Here is a 19943-nt window from a genome sequence, read left to right on the forward strand (position 1 = left end):
TGGCATGGGCGCGCGCCGGGCGGCAAGGCGGCGTTGGGAATCGCGGCCTAGGAACGGCCAGAGCCGGAGCCTGTCAGATTCCCTTGTCCTGCAATTCCTTCCGCAGAGTCTCGGCGTTGATCCGCGCACCCTGCATCATCGGATAGACATCGAGCGCGCGCTCGAAGGCGTCGAGCGCCTGCTCGGTATGGTCGAGCTGCGCCTGCACCAGCCCGAGCCCCGAAAGCGCGCCGAAATGGCGCGGCTCGAGTTCGAGCGTATGGCCGATCTCGTCCAGGGAATCCTGGTAGTCGCCGACCAGGTAATGGACCGTCGCCAGCTTGTTCCAGCCTTCGGCGAAATCGGGCGCGATCTCGGTCACATGATGGAAGGCCTCGATCGCGCGCTGGAAGTTCGACTGGGACATGGCGGTGACGCCGGTGTTCATCGTCTTGACCACCTCCGGATCGTCGGAGTGGAACCAGAGAGCCCAGATCAGCTGCTCGACCTGCTGGGCCGATCCGGGATCGGGCGCCTTCTTCAGCAGATCGAATAGCTCCGGCAGGCGCGGATCCTTCTGATCGGCGAACGCGCCCGCGGAATTTGCCGCAGCGAGCGCGACGGCCAGGCCCAGCCCGGCTGCCCACCGCTGCGCGCCCCAGAGCCGACGAAGCCATGAACCGGTTGTCATCGTTCGATGCCTTATGCGCCGCCGCCCTATCATGACGACCCATTATAGTATGGTGCGCGCTGGGTTCCGCTCCAATGGCGGCGGGGCTCTTGCCGGCCCGGCGATGCGGGATGAAAGTGGCGCGATCCTGCTCTCTTTTGGAGGTCGCCCTTGTCGGCATCGGTTTACTTTTCAGCCCGTTATGGCGAAGCCCGCGCCAAATTCCTGGCCGCGGCGGAGGCCGCGGGCGCCCGGCTCGCCCATCATCAAAACCCCGCGAGCGGTCCCGATGGCGAAGGGCTCTTCACCGACACCGCCCGATTCGGGCCCGAGCGCGCGGAGCGGGTCCTGCTGATCAAGTCGGGAACCCATGGGGTCGAAGGGTTCCTGGGTTCCGGCATCGAGACCGGGTTGATCGAGAGCGGTGTCCTGCGGTCGCTGCCGGCCGGCGTCGGCTGCGTCATGCTCCACGCCCTCAATCCCTACGGCTTCGCCTGGCTGCGGCGCACCAACGAGGACAATATCGATCTCAATCGCAATTTCGTGGATCACGCCCGGCCGCATCCGCGCAATCCCGGCTATGACGCGCTGAAAGACTCCATCTGCCCGAGCGCCTGGACGCCTTCCGGACGCCGCGAGGCCGATGCTCGGCTCCAGGCCTATGGCGCCGAGCATGGTCCTGCCGCGCTCCAAGCCGCGGTCACGGCCGGGCAATACAACCACGCCGAGGGCGTGTTCTATGGCGGGCGGGCGGCGAGCTGGTCGAACCGGCTCCTGACCCGGCTCTCGCAGGAGATCGCCCGCGAGGCGCGGCAGGTCGCCGTCATCGACCTCCATAGCGGGCTCGGGCCCTATGGCTATGGCGAGATCATGAACGGCCATGTGCCGGAGGCGCCCGGGTTCGCCCGGATCGAGGATTGGTTCGGCGGCGAGGCCACGTCCTACGCCACCGGCGATTCCTCCTCCTCGGTCACCACCGGCGACACGCTCAGCGGCATCGAGCGCGCCATGCCGGACGTCGCCGTCAGCGGCGTCACGCTCGAATACGGCACCCTGCCGCTCAAGGCGATGATCGACGCGGTCAGGGCCGACAACTGGCTCCATACCCATGGCCGGCTCGATTCACCGCAAGGCCGCGAGATCAAGCAGCAGATCCGCGATGCGTTCTACCCCGACAAGGACGACTGGAAGGCGATGGTCTGGGAGCGCGGCGAGGATGTGGCGCGCAGGATGCTGAAGGGATTGAGCGAGAGCTAAGCCCCCGACGTCATCCCCGCGAAAGCGGGGATCCACCTCGATCCAACGCGCCGAGCCGAACCAGGGACCCCCGCTGGAGTTTACGCTTGGGCCGGCCTACGGCCGGACCCGGGCGCGGGGGTGACAATCATGGTTGCAACCCCGCCGGCTTCGGTCCACCGGTCGCCCAGTCGAGCAGCTCGACCGTATGGACCACGGGCTGCGTGCCGTGGCGGGCGATCTGGGCGATGCAGCCGATATTGCCGGTGGCGACGATGGCGGCACCGGTGGCGGCGAGATGGCCGGCCTTGCGCCGGCCGAGCTGGGTGGCGATCTCCGGCTGCAGCAAATTGTAGGTGCCGGCCGAGCCGCAGCAGAGATGGCCCTCGGCCGGCTCCTTGACCGCGAAGCCCGCGGCGGCCAGGAGCTCGACCGGCGGACGCTTCACCCGCTGGCCATGCTGCATCGAGCAGGCCGAGTGATAGGCGACCTCGAGCCCCGGCTGGTAGTCGGGCGCCGGCATCGCGGTGTCGAGCCCGAGCTCGGCCATGAACTCGGTGATGTCGCGCGTGAGCGCGCTGACCCGGGCCGCCCGCTCCTTCCAGGCGGGATCGGTGCGCAGCATGAAGCCGTAATCCTTGACCACGGTGCCGCAACCGGACGCGTTGACCAGGATCGCATCGAGCGGACCCGTCTCGATGAGCCGCTCCCAGGCCGCGATGTTGCGCCGCGCGCGCGACTTGGCCTCGCCCTCCTCGCCCAGATGATGCGCAAGCGCCCCGCAGCAGCCCGAGCCCGGTGCCGCCACCAGCTCGACGCCATGGCGCGCGAGCAGCCGCTCGGTCGCCGCATCGATCTCGGGCGCCATGGCCTGCTGCACGCAGGAACCCAGCAGCGCCACGCGCTTGCGTACGGCCCCGCCTTCCCTCTGCGCCGCTTCCATCCGCGCCTGGCCCAGATCGCGCGCCGACGAGGCCGGCGCGGTTTGCCGCCGGCGCGAGGGGATCATCTCGGCCCAGCTGTCGAGGGGCGCGGGCAGCCGCTTCAGGAGCGGCTTCATCCAACGGCCCAGCATCAAGGCAGGCCCGAAGAGCCAGGGCCGCGGCAGGAGCCAGCGCAGGGCCGCGCGCATCCAGCGCTCGCGCGGCGGCCGCTCGTAGGTCTCCTCGACATGGGCGCGCGCCACATCGACGAGATGCATGTAATGCACGCCCGAGGGGCAGGTCGTCATGCAGGAGAGGCACGAAAGGCAACGGTCGATATGGAGCGCCGTGTCCTTGTCGGCCGGCTTGTCGTTCTCCAGCATGTCCTTGATGAGGTAGATCCGACCGCGCGGACTGTCGAGCTCGTCGCCCAGCAGCACATAGGTCGGACAGGTCGCGGTGCAGAAGCCGCAATGGACGCAAGCCCTGAGGATCGGCTCGGCGGCCGCGATGTCCGGATTGGCGAGCTGCGCCAGGGTGAAGTTGGTCTGCATCGAAGGACCTAGCCCATCCGCCCGCGATTGAGGATCGAGAGCGGATCGAAGGCGGCTTTCACGCGCCGGCTCAAGGCCGCGAGCGCCGGCGCTTCCGGCTCGAACACGGGCACCGCGCGGCGCACCGATGCCTCGGCGCGGATCAGGGTCGCATGGCCAGCCTGGGAACCCGCCTGCGTCTGGAGCGCGCCGCGCACCAGGCCCGCGTGGGCATCGGGCGCGTGCGGCAGCGCCAGCCAGACGAGCCCGCCGCCCCAGTCATAGAGATGGCGCGCGCCGGGCCTTGCCGCCTGGATCGCGGCCACGATGCGAGGCCCCTCGCTGGGCGGGACCGAGAGCCGCCAGAGCGGCATGCGCGGATCGAGCCGCGCTGCGGCGAAGCTGCGCACGTCGCGGATCTCGCGCCACAGGATCGCGGATTCGGCGGGATCGAGGGTGAGGCTCGGCACCCCGAAGCGCCGCAGCCAGGCCTCGAGCGCACCGACGCGATAGCTCACCGAGGCCGGAGGCCCTTCGACGCGCAGCGCCGTGACGCCCGTGCCGGTCTCGGCGATGCGATCGACCGCGCTCGAGCCCGCCTCGCCCGGCGGCAGATGCGCAGCGCCCGAGATCTCGTGCGGGCTGCCGAGCGCCACGGCCATGGCCTCGACCGCGCGCGCATCGTCGAGCCCCACCAGGATCAGGGTACGCACCGTTTCGGGTGCGGGATGCACGCGCAGCGTGACCTCGGTCATCACCGCGAGCGTGCCATGCGAGCCCGCGAGCAGCTTCGGCAGATCGTAGCCGGTGACGTTCTTCACCACGCGCCCGCCGGCCTTGAAGATCTCGCCGCGACCCGACACGGCGGCGAAGCCCAGGAAATGATCGCGCGCGGCGCCCGCCTTGAGGCGGCGGGGCCCCGCGAGATTGCAGGCGATGGTGCCGCCGATGCTGCCGCTGCCGGCGGCCCCGCCATAGAGCGGCGCCAGGTCGGGCGGCTCGAAGGCGAGCACCTGGCCGCGCTGCGCGATCACCGCCTCGATCTCGGCCATGCTGGTGCCGGCACCGGCCTTCAGCACCAGTTCCTCCGGCTCATAGAGCCGGATGCCGGCCAAGCGCGACAGGTCGATCACGGCCTGGGCCTCCACGGGGCGGCCCAGATCGCGCTTGCTGCCGCGTCCCAGGATCTCGAGCGGCAGGGCGCGCTCCGCCGCACCCGCCACAGCGGCGCGCAGCTCCTCGATATTCAGGGGCCGGATGGTCTCGATCATGCGGGATCAGAAACGCGGCAGATCGGGATGGGGCAGCCGACCGCCATGGATATGCATCTTGCCGAGCTCGGCGCAGCGATGGAGCTCGGGAAAGACCTTGCCGGGATTGAGCAGCCCGCCCTCGTCGAAGGCGCATTTGAGACGCTGCTGCTGGGCGAGATCCGCCTCGTCGAACATGACGCCCATCAGGTCGCGCTTCTCGACGCCCACGCCATGCTCGCCCGTGAGCACGCCGCCGACCTCGACGCAGAGCTTGAGGATGTCGGCGCCGAAGGCCTCGGCCCGCTCCAGCTCGCCGGGCTTGTTGGCGTCGTAGAGGATCAGCGGATGGAGGTTGCCGTCGCCCGCATGGAACACGTTGGCGCAGCGCAGGCCGTAATGCTCCGACAGGCGGCGCATCTCGGTCAGCACGCGCGACAGCTCGCGGCGCGGGATGGTGCCGTCCATGCAGTAATAATCGGGCGAGATGCGCCCCACGGCGGGGAAGGCCGCCTTGCGGCCGGCCCAGAAGCGCAGACGTTCCTCCTCGGTCCGGCTGATGGCGATCGAGGTGGCGCCGCGCGCGCGCGCCAGCGCCTCGACCCGCTCCAGCAGCTCGTCGACCTCGGCCTTGGGCCCGTCCAGCTCGATGATCAGCAGCGCCTCGCATTCGAGCGGATAGCCGGCCTGGCAGAAGGCCTCGGCGGCATGGATCGCGGGGCGGTCCATCATCTCCATGCCGGCCGGCACGATGCCGGCGGCGATCACGGCCGAGACGCAGTCGCCGGCCTGCTCGTTGGTGGGGAAGGAGACCAGGAGGGCGCGGGCCGTCTCGGGCCGCGGCAGGAGGCGCACCGTGACCTCGGTCACGACGCCCAGGAGCCCCTCCGATCCGATCACGACGCCGAGGAGATCGTAGCCCGCGGCATCCAGATGCTTGCCGCCCAGCCGGATCACGGTGCCGTCGATCAGCACCATCTCGACACCCAGCACATTGTTGGTGGTGAGGCCGTATTTGAGGCAATGCACGCCGCCCGAATTCTCGGCCACATTGCCGCCGATGGTGCAGGCGATCTGGCTCGAGGGATCGGGCGCGTAATAGAAGCCCAGCGGCCTGACCGCCTCGCTGATGGCGAGGTTGGTGACGCCGGGCTGCACCACGGCGCAGCGATTGACCGGATCGATGTCGAGCACGCGGTTGAAGCGCGCCATGCCGAGCAGGATGCCGTCGGCGAGCGGCAGGGCGCCGCCGCTGAGGCTGGTGCCCGCCCCGCGCGGCACCACCTTGATGCCTTCGCGCTGGCAGAAGGAGAGGATCGCCGCGACCTCGGCCGTGGTGCGGGGCAGGGTCACGAGCAGCGGCAATTGCCGGTAGGCGCTGAGCCCGTCGCTCTCATAGGCGCGGCGCATCGATTCTTCGACCACGATGGCGTCCGGCGGCAGGAAGCGGCCCAGCGCCGCGGCGATCTCGCGCCGCCGCTGGATGATGGCCGCATCGGGCTCCGGCATCTTCAACGACATGAATCGGCGCTCCGCGTCTCTCCCGCCGGGCACTCTGGCCCCAGCTTGGTTGGGCTGCAAGCCGATCCGGACCGGTCCCCGTGATATCCGAAAGCCCGGAACGGAACGCGGAACCGTTCGTCGGACGGCAGAATCGACAACGGCCGCTGAAGCGGCCGCGCGAGACAGTCTGGAACGGAAGGAAAGCGCCGGCGCCCTCGCTAAAGAGGGCAGCCGCGAAAAAGCGCCGGGTTCAGCCCTGGCGCGCCTTGAAGCGCGGGTTCGTCTTATTGATGACGTAGACGCGCCCCTTGCGCCGGACGATGCGGCAGTCCTTGTGGCGCTTCTTGGCCGACTTCAGCGAATTGACGACCTTCATGATGGCGGTCCTTTGGGCAACGTCTCGAGGTTTCCGGAGCGCGATCGAACCGGCCGTCAGGGCCATGCCGTCCCACGCGAGGCGCCGGAACATAGTGGGGCCGAGGGGGCTCTGTCAACCGTTCCGGGCGGCGGCGGGGGACAGGCCCTAACCTACCAGTCCGACAGCATTTTATCGACGCCGGTCTTGAAGGCGTGGAAGCGGAAGCAGGCGATGTCGCCGCTGTCGATCGCGGCCACCCGCCGGGTCCAGAGCGCGACATGCTCGGCCAGGGGCTCGGCCATGCGCGGATCCTCCCTGATGACCTCGGCCTTCTCGAGCAGATCGGCCAGGCTCTTGATGACGGTGCCGCGCAGCTGCTTGGTGATGTCCTCGACGACCCGCAGATCCAGCCGTCGTTCCGAGCAGGCGGTCTTGTATTTCGGGAGGGTCCAGGGATCGGTGCCATCCGGCTCGCCGGCCTGCCAGGCCATGTAGGTGGGCCGCATCTCGTCGGTCGGGCCGACGCGGATGAAATCGGTGAAGAGCAGCTGGCCGCGGGGCTTCAGCGCCTTCTCGACGGTCTGCAGCAGCTTGTTCTTGTCCTCGACGCGGTAGAACAGGTCCCGCGCGAAGATACAGTCATGGCCGGATTCCCGGAGCTCGATCAGCTCGGGATCGAAGCCGAAGATCGGCGCTTTCTTGCCCAGCCCCGCCATCACCGAATATTCCTGGGCCGCCCGGGCCAGCTCCGGATCCTGCTCGAAGCCCGAGATCCAGAGCCCGAATTCCTCGTGCAGCGCCCGGGCGAAGCCGCCGAGACCGGCCCCCAGCTCGGCGACCGTCATGGTCGGGTTGAGCCCGGCGGGCTTGGCCAGCCACAGGCAGAATTCCTTGTCGCCCGGCATGGCGAAGCCGGGGCCCCAGATCGTCTGCAGGAGCTTCACCCGCGGGGTCTCCCATTCGAGGGCGGGCTTCTTGTCGATCTTGACCTTGCGGACCGTGTCTTTCTGCTGCGGCCCGCGCTTGGCCAGCTCCGCCGGGTCGAGCTCGTCCACCTCCACGCCTTCCCACCACGCCATGAAGCGCTGCTTGAAGGGCGGCTTGGGAGCTCGTGCGGTGGCGGTGCGGGCGGTCATGACGGGATCCTTGGGAATTCCTGTATCCCTTGGACCCGTTTAAACCTGGGTTAAGGCTACCGGCCATTTCACCGGAAACCCTGCGTATTACACCTTTGGATAGAGGAGTCGATCGATTGATTCGTTGCCCAACAAACGCTTGGCGATACCGGTTCACCGGCGGCTCCCGATCCGCGGCCTCGCGTCGCAGGCCGGCGCACGGGACAGCGCCGCTTTCTCCGGCGGCGCGGTGAGATAAGGGTGCCCCATTCGTCAGGCCGGCCGGCACCGTGATAGTGTCGGCCCCCCGCACCGATGGCCTGTCGCGGGCAAGCCGCCCCCGATCGCAACCCCACCCCCGGAGCCCCCGCCTGATGCCCCGTTCTTTCGACGCCATCGTGATCGGCGCCGGCATTTCCGGCGCGGCCGCCGCTTACGAGCTGGCCGAGGGACGGCGGGTGCTGATGCTCGAGGCGGAATCGCGGCCGGGCTACCATTCGACCGGCCGCTCGGCCGCCCTCTACACGCCCAATTACGGCAACGCGGTCGTGCGGGCCCTGATCCTGGCGGGCCGCCCGTTCCTGGATCGCCCGCCCGCGGGCTTCACCGACCAGCCTATGACGAAGCCGCGCGGCGCGATCACCATCGCCGGGCCCGCCGACGATGCCATCTTCGAGGAGCGTCTGGCCCTCTCGGGACCGGGTCATGAGATCCATGAGATTTCGCCCGACGAAGCGGTGCGCCGCGTGCCGATCCTCCGGCGCGAGGTCGTCGCCCGCGCGCTTTACGAGACCGACATCGAGGATATGGATGTCGCGCGCATCCATCAGGGCTTTCTCACCGGTTTCCGCCATCGTGGCGGCGAGCTCGTCTGCGACGCGCGGGCCGATCGGATCGAGCGCCGGCCGGACGGATGGGAGATCCGCGCCGGCGATGTCGTGGCGACGGCACCCGTCCTCGTCAATGCGGCCGGCGCCTGGGCCGACGAGGTCGCGACGCTCGCCGGCCTGCCGCCGGTCGGGCTCGTTCCCAAGCGGCGCACCGCCATCCTCGTCGATCTCCCGCCGGGTGCCGATCCCGCGTCATGGCCGGCGCTCGACGATTGCAGCAACGAGCATTATTTCCGGCCGGACAGCGGCACCCGGCTGATGGTCTCGCCGGCCGACGAGACACCCTCGCCGCCTTGCGATGCGCAGCCGGACGAGATGGACGTGGCCTATCTGGTCGACTGGCTCGAGCGCACCACCACGCTCCAGGTCCGGCGCCTGCCGCATCAATGGGCCGGCTTGCGCAGCTTCGTGGCGGACCACAGCCCCGTGGTCGGCCCCGACCCGCTGGCCCCGGGCTTCTATTGGCTCGCCGGGCAGGGCGGCTACGGCATCATGCTGGCGTCGCCCCTGGCGCGCGGCCTCAAGGGCCTGATCGATGCCGATGCGCTGCCGGCCGACCTGATCGAGCAGGGCGCCACGGCCGCGGCCCTGGCGCCGCGCCGGCCGGGGCTCGCATCGGCAAGCTGATCCCTCGGCGGTTCGGGCCTTCCGGCCCCGACGCCCGATCCCTATGATCCGGCGCAGGATGGACGGTCCGGAACGCAAGGCTCCGGCCGCAACGAACGGGAGTGCGAAGGCGATGGCGCAGCTGGCCAATGAACGGGTCGCTTATTTCAACGGCCGGATCGTCCCCGAAAGCGACGTGCTGATCCCGTTCCGCGATCGCGGCTTCATCGCCGGCGACGCCGCCTTCGACACGGCGCGCTCCTTCGGCCACAAGATCTTCCGCCTCAAGGAGCATATCGACCGTCTCTACCGCTCGCTGCGCTATCTGCGGATCGATCCGGGCCTCTCGCCGAAGGAGATGACGGCGATCACCGAGGATGTGTTCGCGCGCAACCGCCATCTGCTCGACCGGGACGACGATTACTGGGTAAGCCAGCGCATCTCGCGCGGCGTGCCGGCCGACGATCTCACGGTGAAAAGCGACGCCACGCCCACCGTGATCGTCGAATGCAAGCCCCTGCCGCTGAAGCAGCGCGCCAAGCTCTTCCGCGACGGAATCGAGGTGGTGGTGCCCTCGGTGCGCCGCGCGGCCCCCGACATGCTGAGCCCGCGCGCCAAGACCCACAACTATCTCAACCTCACCATGGGCGATATCGAGGCCCGCGAGCGCAACCCGAACGGCTGGGCGATCCTGCTCGACGAATCCGGCAACATCGCCGAGGGCACCGGCAGCAACTTCTTCATGGTGCGCGACGGCGTGGTGATGACGCCGCAATCGCGCTATGTGCTGCCCGGCGTGTCGCGCGCCGTGACGATCGAGCTCGCGGCCAAGCTCGGGATCGCTTGCGAGGAGCGCGACATCGATCTTTACGACGCCTACACGGCCGACGAGGCCTTCCTCACCTCGACCAGCCTCTGCATCTGCCCCGTGCGCAGCATCAACGGCCGCGCGGTCGCCGAGGCCGCCATCCCGGGCCCCGTCACCCAGAAGCTCATCGACGCCTACGCCGAATTGGTTGGCATGGATTTCGTCGGCCAATATCTGCGTCGCATCGAGGGCTGAGACTCCGGCTCCCGCCCCGGTGTCCGGCTCCCCTCCCGGGACGAAGGCGACGGACGAGACATTGCCGTCGATCGAGCAGGGCCTGGCGCTGCATCGCGCGGGCCGGCTCGACGATGCGGCGGCGCTCTATGCGCGCCGGCTGGCGCAGCGGCCGGACGACGCGGAGAGCCTCCATCTCCTGGGACTGATCCGCCAGCAGCAGGGATCGCCGCAGGCGGCGGTGCCGCTGATCGAGCGCGCCTGTGCGCTCGAACCCAGGGTCCCGCTCTTTCGCGCCAACCTCGCCATCGTGCTCAGCGCCGCCGGCCGATCCGCCGAAGCGATCGCGGCCGCTTCCGAAGCGGTGGCGCTGCAGCCCGGCAATGCCGATCTTCTCTTCACCCTTGCCACCATGCTGGAGCAGGGCGGCCGGCTCGCGGAGGCCGAGGCCAGCTATCGCGCCGCCTTGGAACGCCGGCCCGACCATGCCGACGCCGCCTACAATCTCGCGCGCCTGCTGCATAAGCGCGAGGCGCTTGCCGACTCCGTGCCCTTCTATCGCCGGGCGCTGGCGAGCCGGCCCGGTTTCGTCAGCGCGCTGATGAATCTGGGCTCGGCCCTCGGGCGGCTCGGCGAGATCGAGGAAGCCACCTCGCTGCTGGCGCGCGCCCGACAGCTCGAGCCGCAGAACCCGCATCCGGTCGCGGCGCAGGGACTGCTCGCGGCCGATCGCGGCGACCTCGCGGAAGCGACGGCGATCCTGGCGCGGCTCGCCCATGCGCCCATGGATCCGGTCCTGCTTCACCAGCTGGGCACGCTCGCCCGGCAGACCGGCCGCTTCGAGGAGGCCATCGGCTATTTCGAGAAGGTCCTCGCCCGGGCGCCGGACAGCACGGACGCCCGGCTGTCGATCTCGCTGATGCGGCTCACGCTCGGCCGGTTCGCCGACGGATGGCGCGACTACCGCTCGCGCTGGTATCTCGCGCCTCACACCAATCTCGCCAGGCGCTATCCGGGTCCCGCCTGGGCCGGCGAGCCGTTTCCGGACCGAACCGTGCTGGTCTATCCCGAGCAGGGCATGGGCGACGTCATCCAGTTCGCGCGCTATTTGCCGCTGGCCGCCGCGCGCGGCGGGCGCGTGATCTTCGAATGCCCGGCCGCCCTGCGACGGCTGTTCCAGCCCTTTCACGAGAACGTCACGGTCGTCCCGCAAGGATCGCCGCTGCCGGCCGCCGATCTCTCGGTGCCGCTGCTGGACCTGCCGATCCTGTTCGACACGAGGCTCGAGACCGTGCCGCCCCTGCTCCCGAACCTCGCGCCCGATCCCGGACTGGTCGCAAGCTGGGCCGCGAAGCTGGAGCCGGGCCGGCAGCGGGGCTTGCGCATCGGCCTCGTCTGGCGCGGCAATCCCGGCTTCGCCAACGATCGCAACCGTTCCCTCGATCTGGCGCACCTGCGCCCCTTGATCGAGGGTTCGAGGGCGCAATTCATCTCGCTGCAGAAGGGCCCGGCCGCGGCCGAGATCGCCGCCAACGGCTGGCAAGACCGCATCCTCGATCTGGGTCCTGAGCTCGGCGACTTCGCCGACACGGCGGCCGTGATCGCGGGGCTCGATCTGGTCCTCAGCGTCGACACCGCGGTCGCCCATCTCGCCGGCAGCCTCGGCCGGCCCGTCTGGATCCTGATTCCGTTCATTCCCGACTGGCGCTGGCTCTTCGCCCGCGCCGACAGCCCCTGGTATCCGAGCGCGCGCCTGTTCCGGCAGAAGAGCCCGGGAGATTGGGCGCCGCCCGTCGCCGAGATCGGCGCGGCGCTGCAGCGCGTCTCGCCGCCGGTCGACGGGCCGGGAGCGGCACCGCGATGAACGCGAAGGCACCCCCGCCCGAAACCAAGCCCGTCAGCGGCGATCCGTCGGCGCTGTTCGATGCGGCGGTCAGGGCCTTCTCGGAAGGCCGGGCCGCGGATGCCTGCCGGCAATGCAAGATCCTGCTCGAGGTCGCCGCCGACAATCGCGACGTGCTGCATCTCTATGCCGCCGCCGCCGCGATGAGCGGCGATACGCGCACCGCCATCGCCGCCAGCGAGCGCCTGATCAAGCTGGCGCCCGACCATGCGGAGGGGCGCCGCAACCTGGGGGCGCTGCTCGCGAACCAGAACCGCCATGCGGAGGCGCGCGCTCATCTGGAGGCGGCGGCGAAGCTCGCCCCCGGCCATATCGGCGGACGGCTGATGCTGGCCCGCAGCCTGCGCAGGCTGGGACTGGCCGAGGAGGCGAAAGCGGAGGTCGAAACCGCGACGCAAGCGGCGCCGGACAATGCCGAGGCGCAGCTCCTGCTCGGCAATCTGCGTCTCCAGAGCGGTGACCGGGAGGGCGCGTTGCGCGCCTTCGCCCGCGCGCTGGCCCTGCGTCCGGACCATGTCGAGACGCTGGTCAATCTCGGCGTCGCCCTGCGCGCAAGCCGGCGCAGCGACGAGGCCCGGCTCGTGCTGCGCCGCGCGCTCGCCCTGCAGCCCGGATCGGCCTCGGCCCATTTCAACCTCGGCACCCTGGCGCTCGACGGCGGCGCCCATGAGGAGGCGATCGGCCACTACCGGACGGCGCTCGAGAATGGCGGCGACGCCACCAGCCTCCATCGCAGCATCGGACTGGTCCATCTGCTGCGCCGCGACCGCGAGGCGGCCATCGCCGAGTTCAAGCTCGCGCTGGCCGCGGCGCCCGAGGATCCCGACACGCTGGTGATGATGGGCGATGCCCTGTCGGAGCTGCGCCGCGTGGCGGAAGCGACGGACTGCTTCCGCCGCGCCTTGGCCAAGGTGCCGCGCCATCCGCAGGCGATCCCGCGCCTGTTCCACCAGGCGCTGCAGGCTTGCGACTGGGAGGAGGCACAACGCCTGAAGCCGTTGGTGGATGCCCTCACCGACGAGGCGCTGGCCCGGGGCGACGCGCCCGAGGAGGCCGCCTTCCTCAGCCTCGCCCATGCCGAGGATCCGGCCCGCCATGCCGCGATCGCACGGGCCTTGAGCGCGCAGGCCGCGCGGCGGGCCGGAACGCCCCTGGTTCTCGCCGATCGGTCGCGTTCGGAGGGCCAGCGCCTGAAGCTCGGCTATCTCTCGGCCGATTTCCGCAACCATGCGGTCTCGCAGCTCCTGGTCCGCACGCTGGAGCTGCATGACCGGTCGCAGTTCGAGGTCTGGGCCTATTCGACCGGCCCCGAGGACCGCAGCGCGCTGCGCGAACGCGTGCGCGACGGGGTCGACGCCTTCATCGATATCCGCGAGCTCGACCATCGCTCGGCGGCCGAGCGGATCGCCAAGGACCAGGTCGATATCCTGATCGACCTGACGCTGCATACGACGGGTGCGCGCCTGGAGATTCCGGCCCTGCGCCCGGCGCCGGTCCAGATGGGATGGCTCGGATTTCCCGGCAGCAGCGGCGGCGACTTCTTCGACTATCTCCTGACCGACAGGATCGTCACGCCGCCGGAGCAGGCGCCGCTCTATAGCGAGCAGCTGGCCTATCTGCCGGAGATCTTCCAGCCCAACGACGACCGCCAGCCGATCGCGCCCGGCCGGGCCAAACGCAGCGAATACGGCCTGCCCGAGGAGGGTTTCGTGTTCTGCTCCTTCAACCAGGCCTACAAGATCGAGCCCGTGCTGTTCGATCTCTGGATGGAGCTCCTGCGCGAGGCGCCGGATTCGGTGCTCTGGCTCCATCGCCACAACGAGACGGCGCCGGCCAACCTTCAGCGCGAAGCGGCGAAGCGCGGCGTGGCGCCCGAACGGCTGGTCTTCGCCGACCGGCCCGAGAAACCCGTTCATCTGCGCCGCCTCGCGCTGGCGGATCTCGCTCTCGACACCCGTCTCTATAACGGCCACACCACCAGCAGCGACGCCTTGTGGGCGGGCGTGCCGGTGCTGACGATCCGCGGCGGCCATTATGCGGCGCGTGTCTCGGCCAGCGTCCTGGCCGCGATCGGCCTGCCCGATCTCGTGGCGGGCGATCTCGAGACCTACCGCGCCACGGCCCTCAAGCTGGCCCGCGACCCGGCGGCGCTCGCCAACGTCAAGGCGCGCCTGGCGCGCAACCGCACGAGCCTGCCGCTCTTCGACAGTCCCCGCTTCACGCGGCATCTCGAGGCGGTCTATCGGGCGGCCTGGCAACGCCGTGAGGCAAATCTGCCGCCGGCACCGATCGATGTGAAGCCCTTGCCCAGAACTCCCGCCCGCCATGGCTGAAGCCGGCCCCTCCGACAAGCCTGCGGCAGCGGCCTCCCCGACATTGGCCGCGGCCGTGGCCGCCTTCCAGGCCGGCAGGCGCTCGGAAGCGAAGGCGCTCTGCGAGGCGATCCTCGCGCGCGCGCCCGACGATGTCGAAACGCTGCATCTGGCCAGCGTGATCGCGGCCGCGCAGAACGATGTCGAGACGGCCGTCGCCATGGCGCGCCGCGTCATCGCGATCGATCCGCACCATAACGAGGCGCAGCACAATCTGGGATCGCTGCTCGCGACCCAGGGCCGGCTGGCGGAAGCTCTGCCGTTCCTGGAGCGGGCCGCCGCCCGCGACCCGTTCGGCCCCACCACCATCGTCAATTTCGCCTCCGCCCTGCGCGAGCTCGGCCGCCATGAGGAGGCGATCACGGCCCTCGACCGCCTGCTGCACCGCACGCCCGATCATGCGGAGGCGCTGCGTCAGAAGGGGCTGGCTCTGATGGCGCTCTCCCGCGTGCCTTCGGCGGTGGCCCTGTTCCAGCGCTCGGCCGAGATCGAGCCGCGCGCGCAGACCTTCAACGATCTCGCCGGCGCGCTCTGGCTCAAGGGCGAGCTGACCAACGCGCTGGCCGCCGCCCGCGAGGCGCAGCGGCTCGAGCCCCATAACGAGATGATCGCGGCCCGGCTGCTGCAGCAGCTGAGCCAGGCCTGCGACTGGCGCGAGACCCCGGCCCTGCTCCGGCAGGTCCGGCGGCAGCGCGCGAACGCGCTGGCCCTGAACCGGCCGCTCTACGAGACGCCCCTCTCCATGGTCGGCTATGACGACGACCCGGGCGCCAATCTGCGCATCGCGGCGCTCCATGCGCGCGCGGCCGAGCGCCGGGCGGGAACGCCCCTGGTTCTCAGCCGCGGCCCGCGCCGCGAGGGGCCGATCACCGTCGGCTATCTGTCGCGGGATTTCCGCGAGCATGCGGTGGCGCAGCTCATGGTCCGCTGCCTCGAGCGCCATGACCGGCAGGCGGTGCGCGTCCATGCCTATGCCTACGGATCGCCCGACGACAGCGCGATGCGCCAGCGCGTTCGCGCGGCGGCCGACAGCTTCGTCGATCTGGGCGCGCTGGATCATCGCCGCGCGGCGGAGCGGATCGCCGCCGACGAGGTCGACATCCTGGTCGAGCTCACCGGCCATACCTCCGGGACGCGGCTCGAGATCGCGGCGCTGCGCCCGGCGCCGATCCAGGTCGCCTGGCTCGGATTCCCCGGCACGATCGGCAGCCGCTATCACGATTACATCCTGGCCGACCGCACCGTGGCGCCGCCCGCCGATGCCCGCTATTTCAGCGAACGGCTGGTCTGGCTGCCGGACAGCTATCAGCCCAACGACGAGACGCGGACCATCGCCGCGGAGCCCGCTTCGCGCCGCGAGGTCGGCCTGCCGGACGATGCCTTCGTCTTCTGCTCCTTCAACCAGGGATACAAGATCGAGCCCGTCATGTTCGGGCTCTGGATGGAGCTCCTGAAGACGCTGCCGCAGGCTGTGCTCTGGCTCTGGCGCCCGAACGACATGAGCGACGAGAACCTCCGGCGCGAGGCGGCCGAGCGCGGCGTCGATCCCGCCCGGCTCCATTTCGGCCTGCGCCTGCCCAAGGAGCAGCATCTGCGCCGGCTGCAGCTCGCCGACCTGGCGCTCGACACGCGCATCTATAACGGCCACACCACCACCAGCGACGCGCTCTGGGCGGGCCTCCCGGTGGTGGCGCTCGAGGGCCGCCATTTCGCGAGCCGCGTCTCGGCCAGCCTCCTGCGCGCCATCGGCCTGCCGGAGCTGGTGGCCGGCAGCCTCGACGCCTATCGCGACCTGGCGCTGGAGCTCGCGCGGCATCCTCGCAAGCTCGCGGCGCTGCGCGCCCGGCTCGCGGCCAACCGCACCGCCGCGCCGCTCTTCGACAGCGCCCGCTTCGCGCGCGGTCTCGAAGCGGCCTATAGCGCGATGATGTCGCGCCTGCGCGTGGGCTTCCCGCCGGCGGCGACCGCCATCCGTTTCGAGAGCGACGGGCGGACCGTGGCGACCTATGACGAGCTGGCCTTGCCCGCCCGGACGGCCGACGCGCTCGATCATATCGCCAGGGCCGCCGCGCATTATCAGTCGCGGCGCTACGATCAGGCCCTCGTCGCCCTCGACCGGGCGCTGTTCGACGATGCGAGCTTCCTCGAGGCGCGGATCCAGAAGGGCGTGATTCTGGCGGCGAAGGGCGACCGCGCCGGCGCGCTGAAGAGCTTCGAGGCCGTGCGTGCCGAGCAGCCGGACCATCCGCTGCTGGCCTCGCGCCTCGGAAGCCTTCTGATCGATCTCGAACGCCATGACGAGGCGCAGCGCCTGCTCGATGCGGCGCTGGCGGCCGACCCCGAGGATCTGGATGCACTCGCGGAGCGGTCGCGCCTCTCGCGCCAGAACGGACGCCTGGCGGAGGCGCTCGCCTTCGCCGATCGCGCCCTGGCGCTGCAGCCCTTCCACGCCGCCGCGCTGACCGCGCGCGGCGATGCGCTGATGGCGCTAGGGCGCGCCGAAGAAGGGGCGGTGGCGCTTCAGACCGCGATCGCGCGCGATCCCAACACGCGCCACGCCCATCGGCTGCTCGGCAATCTCGCGCGGGCGCAGAAGAACCTGCCGCAGGCGGTCGAGTACTACCGGCGCGCCATCGCGATCGATCCGCTGGACGAGGTCGCGACCGCCAATTGCGCGCTGGAGCTGGGCTATCTGGGCGACTGGGCGCGGCTCGAGGAGATCAAGCCGCGCCTCAAGGCCCTGGCGAGCCGCGCGCTGGCGAACGGACGGCAACCGGGGATCACGCCCTTCGCGGTGCTGGCTTTCGTCGAGGAGCCCGAGATCTGCACCGCGGTCGCGCGCGCCTGGGCCGAGGCGATGGAGCGTCGTATGGCGCCTTATCGCCAGACCTATCCGTCCGTGCCGCGCCCTAGTCCCGAGGGGCGCCTCAGGATCGGCTATCTCTCCGGCGATTTCTCGGCCCACGCCACGATGCAGCTCATGCGCGGCCTGATGCGCCGCCATGACCGGCGCGCGATCGAGGTCTTCGCCTATGCGACCAATCCTTCCGACAATTCCGACTATCGGCGCGCCGCCGAGCGGGAGCCGGATCATTTCCGCGACCTCTCGGCGCTCGATCCCGGCCGCGCCGCTCAGGCCATCGCCGGGGATTGCATCGACATCCTGGTCGACCTGAAGGGATGGACCAACGGCGCGCGGCTGGAGATCCCGGCACTGAGGCCCGCCCCGCTGCAGGCGACCTGGCTGGGATTCCCCGGCAGCACCGGCGCGCGGTTCTTCGATTATGTGCTGGGCGACGCGATCGTGACGCCGCCCGAAGCTCAATCCTATTTCACGGAACAGATCGTCCGCCTGCCCGGTTCCTACCAGGTCAATGACCGCGACCGGCCGATCTGGCCCGAACCGACCAGCCGCGCGGCCGAGGGCCTGCCGGAGAACGCGCTGGTGCTGGCGAGCTTCAACCAGGGTTACAAGATCGAGCCCGTCATGTTCGGGCTCTGGATGGAGCTGCTGCAGGCGCTGCCGCAGGCCGTGCTCTGGCTCTGGCGCGGCAATGACGGCATCGAGCCCAACCTCAAGAAGGAAGCCGCCCTGCGCGGCGTCGATCCGGCGCGGCTGATCTTCGCCGGCCGCGCCACCACGCAGCGCCATCTGCGCCGGATCGGGCTCGCCGACCTGGCGCTCGATCCGCGCATCGTCAACGGCCATACCACCACCAGCGACGCGCTCTGGGCGGGCCTGCCGGTGGTGACGCTCAAGGGCGCCTATTTCCCGGCGCGCGTCTCCGCGAGCCTGCTGCAGGCCGTGGGGCTGCCGGAGCTGGTCGCCGAAAGCCTCGGGCACTACCGCGAGATCGTGCTGCGCTACGGGCGCGATCCGGCGGCGCTCGCGGGCCTCAAGGCGAAGCTCGCCGCCAACCGGCTGACGGCACCGCTGTTCGATACCGATCGCTTCGCCCGCAAGCTCGAAGCCGCCTATCGCGCGATGTGGCGGCGCCATTGCGCCGGCCTCGCGCCGGCACCGATCGATGTCCCGGAGCCCTGACCGCGCGGCGCTCCGACGATCGGCCGCGATCCGTCTCGTCCCCCGGCGCCAAGGAGGCCGGTCCCATGCATTACCGCCGCAGCCGTTTCAGCCATTTCGCCAACTGGATCGCCCGCGCCTCGGGCCATCCGCTCGCCTTCATGACCGCTTGCGCGATCATCGTCGTCTGGGCCGTCACCGGGCCGATCTTCGCCTGGTCCGACACCTGGCAGCTCGTCATCAATACCGGCACGACCATCGTCACCTTCCTGATGGTGTTCCTGATCCAGAACACGCAGAACCGCGATTCCCACGCGGTGCAGCTCAAGCTCGACGAGCTGATCCGCGCGGTCGAGGGCGCGCATAACGCGCTGCTCGACATCGAGGAGCTGAACGAGGAGGAGCTCGCGCATATGCGCCGGCGCTATGCGGCGCTGGCGGCCCGCGCGCGCGAAGCGGTCAGGCAGGGCCGGAAGGACACCGATGCCCTGGAGCTCGATGCGGATTAGCGCGCGCGCCGCGCGTCGGCCGCTTCCTCGAGCAGCCAGTCGCGGAAGGCGGTCGCATCCGCGGTCGGCGTGCGGCCTTCGGCCGAGACCAGGTAGAAGGCCTCGTCGGTCGGCAGCCGGATGTCGAAGGGAACGATGAGCCGGCCGGCCGCGATCCGTTCGGCGGCATAGCAGGTCCGGCCCAGCGCCACGCCGACGCCGCGCTCCGCCAGATCGAGCGCCGCGAGGCCCAGATCGAACTCGAGCCCGCTGGCACCGTCGACCTTGTCGGTCAGCCCCGCCTTCGCCAGCCATTCGGGCCATCCGTCGCGGAAGCCGAAGGCATGGAGCAGCGTGCAGCGCGCGAGGTCCTCGGGCTTCTCCAGCTTCTGCGCCCCCCGCGCCCAGTCGGGGCTGCAGACGGGGAAGAGCTCGTCCCAGGTGAGCCGGTCGGCGCGCAGCCCCGACCAGCGGCCCGTGCCGTAGCGGATCTCCAGATCGACCGCGGGATCGGGATAGTCGGCGGGCCAGATCGAACTGGTCAGGCGGAACTCGATCTCGGGATGGCGGGCGCGGAAGCGGCCCAGCCGCGGCACCAGCCAGAGCGCCGCGAAGCTGGTGGTGGCGCGCACCAGGAGCCGGACCCGGTCGATATCGCCGAAGATCTCGGCCGTGCCCTCGGCGATGCGGGCGAAGGCGTCGCCCAGGAGCGGCAGCAGCGCGTCGCCCGCCTCGGTCAGCCGGAGGCCGCGCGGCAGGCGGTGGAACAGGGGCCGGCCGAGATGGCTTTCCAGCAGGCGGACCTGCTGGCTGACGGCCGATTGGGTGATCCCCAGCTCGCGGGCCGCGGCGGTGAAGCTCATGCTGGTCGCCGCGGCCTCGAAAGTCCGTAACCAATTGAGTGGCGGTAATTTTTTTGCCATGAATAATCGACCCATTAGCCAGACTTGGTCTGAGAGCGAACATTAGTCGTTTGTGAGCGACAGCGCAAAGCCGCATCATCCGGGAACGGCAGGACCTGAAGAGAGCATCGGCAAAAGGGCATCCCGAA

General features: G+C 70.1%; 14 protein-coding genes. 7 read left to right on the forward strand and 7 right to left on the reverse strand.

The genetic code is table 11. From position 1 onward, the window contains the following. Positions 1-73: 73 nt before the first annotated feature. Positions 74-670, reverse strand: a complete 597-nt coding sequence (locus FRZ61_RS20050; RefSeq protein WP_191909119.1) for a tetratricopeptide repeat protein — start codon at positions 668-670, stop codon at positions 74-76. 150 nt (positions 671-820) lie between these two features. Between FRZ61_RS20050 and FRZ61_RS20055 the strand changes: the two genes are divergently transcribed. Then, positions 821-1906 (forward strand): M14 family metallopeptidase, encoded by a 1086-nt coding sequence (locus tag FRZ61_RS20055; protein WP_151119399.1) that lies wholly within the window; start codon positions 821-823, stop codon positions 1904-1906. A 127-nt stretch (positions 1907-2033) separates the two neighbouring features. Here the strand turns inward: FRZ61_RS20055 and glcF are convergent, their stop codons facing one another. From glcF to FRZ61_RS20080, 5 genes are all read right to left on the reverse strand, one after another. Continuing rightward, positions 2034-3362: a glycolate oxidase subunit GlcF gene (gene glcF, locus FRZ61_RS20060; protein ID WP_151119400.1), complete on the reverse strand. Its 1329-nt coding sequence runs from the start codon at positions 3360-3362 to the stop codon at positions 2034-2036. 8 nt (positions 3363-3370) lie between these two features. Further along, positions 3371-4612 (reverse strand): FAD-binding protein, encoded by a 1242-nt coding sequence (locus FRZ61_RS20065; protein WP_151119401.1) that lies wholly within the window; start codon positions 4610-4612, stop codon positions 3371-3373. A gap of 6 nt (positions 4613-4618) precedes the next feature. Beyond that, positions 4619-6106, reverse strand: coding sequence for an FAD-linked oxidase C-terminal domain-containing protein (locus FRZ61_RS20070; RefSeq protein WP_225309274.1), 1488 nt, complete (start codon positions 6104-6106; stop codon positions 4619-4621). Between the two features lie 238 nt (positions 6107-6344). Further along, positions 6345-6470: a type B 50S ribosomal protein L36 gene (ykgO, locus tag FRZ61_RS20075; RefSeq protein WP_151119403.1), complete on the reverse strand. Its 126-nt coding sequence runs from the start codon at positions 6468-6470 to the stop codon at positions 6345-6347. A 152-nt stretch (positions 6471-6622) separates the two neighbouring features. Next, on the reverse strand, positions 6623-7588 hold the full coding sequence (locus FRZ61_RS20080; RefSeq protein ID WP_151119404.1) for an SAM-dependent methyltransferase: 966 nt from the start codon (positions 7586-7588) through the stop codon (positions 6623-6625). Between the two features lie 353 nt (positions 7589-7941). Between FRZ61_RS20080 and FRZ61_RS20085 the strand changes: the two genes are divergently transcribed. The 6 genes from FRZ61_RS20085 (at position 7942) to FRZ61_RS20110 (ending at position 18913) form a co-directional block, all read left to right on the forward strand. Next, positions 7942-9084 (forward strand): NAD(P)/FAD-dependent oxidoreductase, encoded by a 1143-nt coding sequence (locus tag FRZ61_RS20085; RefSeq protein WP_151119405.1) that lies wholly within the window; start codon positions 7942-7944, stop codon positions 9082-9084. 112 nt (positions 9085-9196) lie between these two features. After that, positions 9197-10126 carry an aminotransferase class IV gene (locus tag FRZ61_RS20090; protein WP_191909120.1) on the forward strand — a complete coding sequence of 310 codons (930 nt, stop codon included), beginning with the start codon at positions 9197-9199 and terminating at the stop codon, positions 10124-10126. Positions 10127-10187: 61 nt separating this feature from the next. Beyond that, positions 10188-11969 (forward strand): tetratricopeptide repeat protein, encoded by a 1782-nt coding sequence (locus FRZ61_RS20095; protein ID WP_151119407.1) that lies wholly within the window; start codon positions 10188-10190, stop codon positions 11967-11969. Beyond that, positions 11966-14341, forward strand: a complete 2376-nt coding sequence (locus FRZ61_RS20100; RefSeq protein WP_151119408.1) for a tetratricopeptide repeat protein — start codon at positions 11966-11968, stop codon at positions 14339-14341. Before FRZ61_RS20095 ends, FRZ61_RS20100 begins: the two co-directional genes overlap by 4 nt. Next, positions 14334-18425, forward strand: a complete 4092-nt coding sequence (locus FRZ61_RS20105) for an O-linked N-acetylglucosamine transferase, SPINDLY family protein (protein ID WP_151119409.1) — start codon at positions 14334-14336, stop codon at positions 18423-18425. Before FRZ61_RS20100 ends, FRZ61_RS20105 begins: the two co-directional genes overlap by 8 nt. A 65-nt stretch (positions 18426-18490) precedes the next feature. Next, positions 18491-18913 (forward strand): low affinity iron permease family protein, encoded by a 423-nt coding sequence (locus tag FRZ61_RS20110; protein ID WP_151119410.1) that lies wholly within the window; start codon positions 18491-18493, stop codon positions 18911-18913. On the opposite strand, the gene FRZ61_RS20115 is transcribed toward FRZ61_RS20110, so the two are convergent. Further along, a complete protein-coding gene (locus tag FRZ61_RS20115; RefSeq protein WP_407657857.1) occupies positions 18910-19755 on the reverse strand; it encodes a LysR substrate-binding domain-containing protein in 846 nt (281 codons plus the stop codon). The two genes, FRZ61_RS20110 and FRZ61_RS20115, sit on opposite strands and share 4 nt — an antisense overlap. Positions 19756-19943: the final 188 nt, after the last annotated feature.

It is taken from the genome of Hypericibacter adhaerens, assembly GCF_008728835.1.
Lineage (GTDB): Bacteria > Pseudomonadota > Alphaproteobacteria > Dongiales > Dongiaceae > Hypericibacter > Hypericibacter adhaerens.

Excerpts from the sequence above, each read along its gene's own strand:
- FRZ61_RS20085 (WP_151119405.1), top strand. The coding sequence starts at position 7,942 with ATGCCCCGTTCTTTCGACGCCATCGTGATCGGCGCCGGCATTTCCGGC.
- glcF (WP_151119400.1), bottom strand. The coding sequence starts at position 3,362 with ATGCAGACCAACTTCACCCTGGCGCAGCTCGCCAATCCGGACATCGCG.
- FRZ61_RS20090 (WP_191909120.1), top strand. The coding sequence starts at position 9,197 with ATGGCGCAGCTGGCCAATGAACGGGTCGCTTATTTCAACGGCCGGATC.
- FRZ61_RS20065 (WP_151119401.1), bottom strand. The coding sequence starts at position 4,612 with ATGATCGAGACCATCCGGCCCCTGAATATCGAGGAGCTGCGCGCCGCT.
- FRZ61_RS20105 (WP_151119409.1), top strand. The coding sequence starts at position 14,334 with ATGGCTGAAGCCGGCCCCTCCGACAAGCCTGCGGCAGCGGCCTCCCCG.
- FRZ61_RS20115 (WP_407657857.1), bottom strand. The coding sequence starts at position 19,755 with ATGAGCTTCACCGCCGCGGCCCGCGAGCTGGGGATCACCCAATCGGCC.
- ykgO (WP_151119403.1), bottom strand. The coding sequence starts at position 6,470 with ATGAAGGTCGTCAATTCGCTGAAGTCGGCCAAGAAGCGCCACAAGGAC.
- FRZ61_RS20110 (WP_151119410.1), top strand. The coding sequence starts at position 18,491 with ATGCATTACCGCCGCAGCCGTTTCAGCCATTTCGCCAACTGGATCGCC.
- FRZ61_RS20050 (WP_191909119.1), bottom strand. The coding sequence starts at position 670 with ATGACAACCGGTTCATGGCTTCGTCGGCTCTGGGGCGCGCAGCGGTGG.
- FRZ61_RS20080 (WP_151119404.1), bottom strand. The coding sequence starts at position 7,588 with ATGACCGCCCGCACCGCCACCGCACGAGCTCCCAAGCCGCCCTTCAAG.
- FRZ61_RS20100 (WP_151119408.1), top strand. The coding sequence starts at position 11,966 with ATGAACGCGAAGGCACCCCCGCCCGAAACCAAGCCCGTCAGCGGCGAT.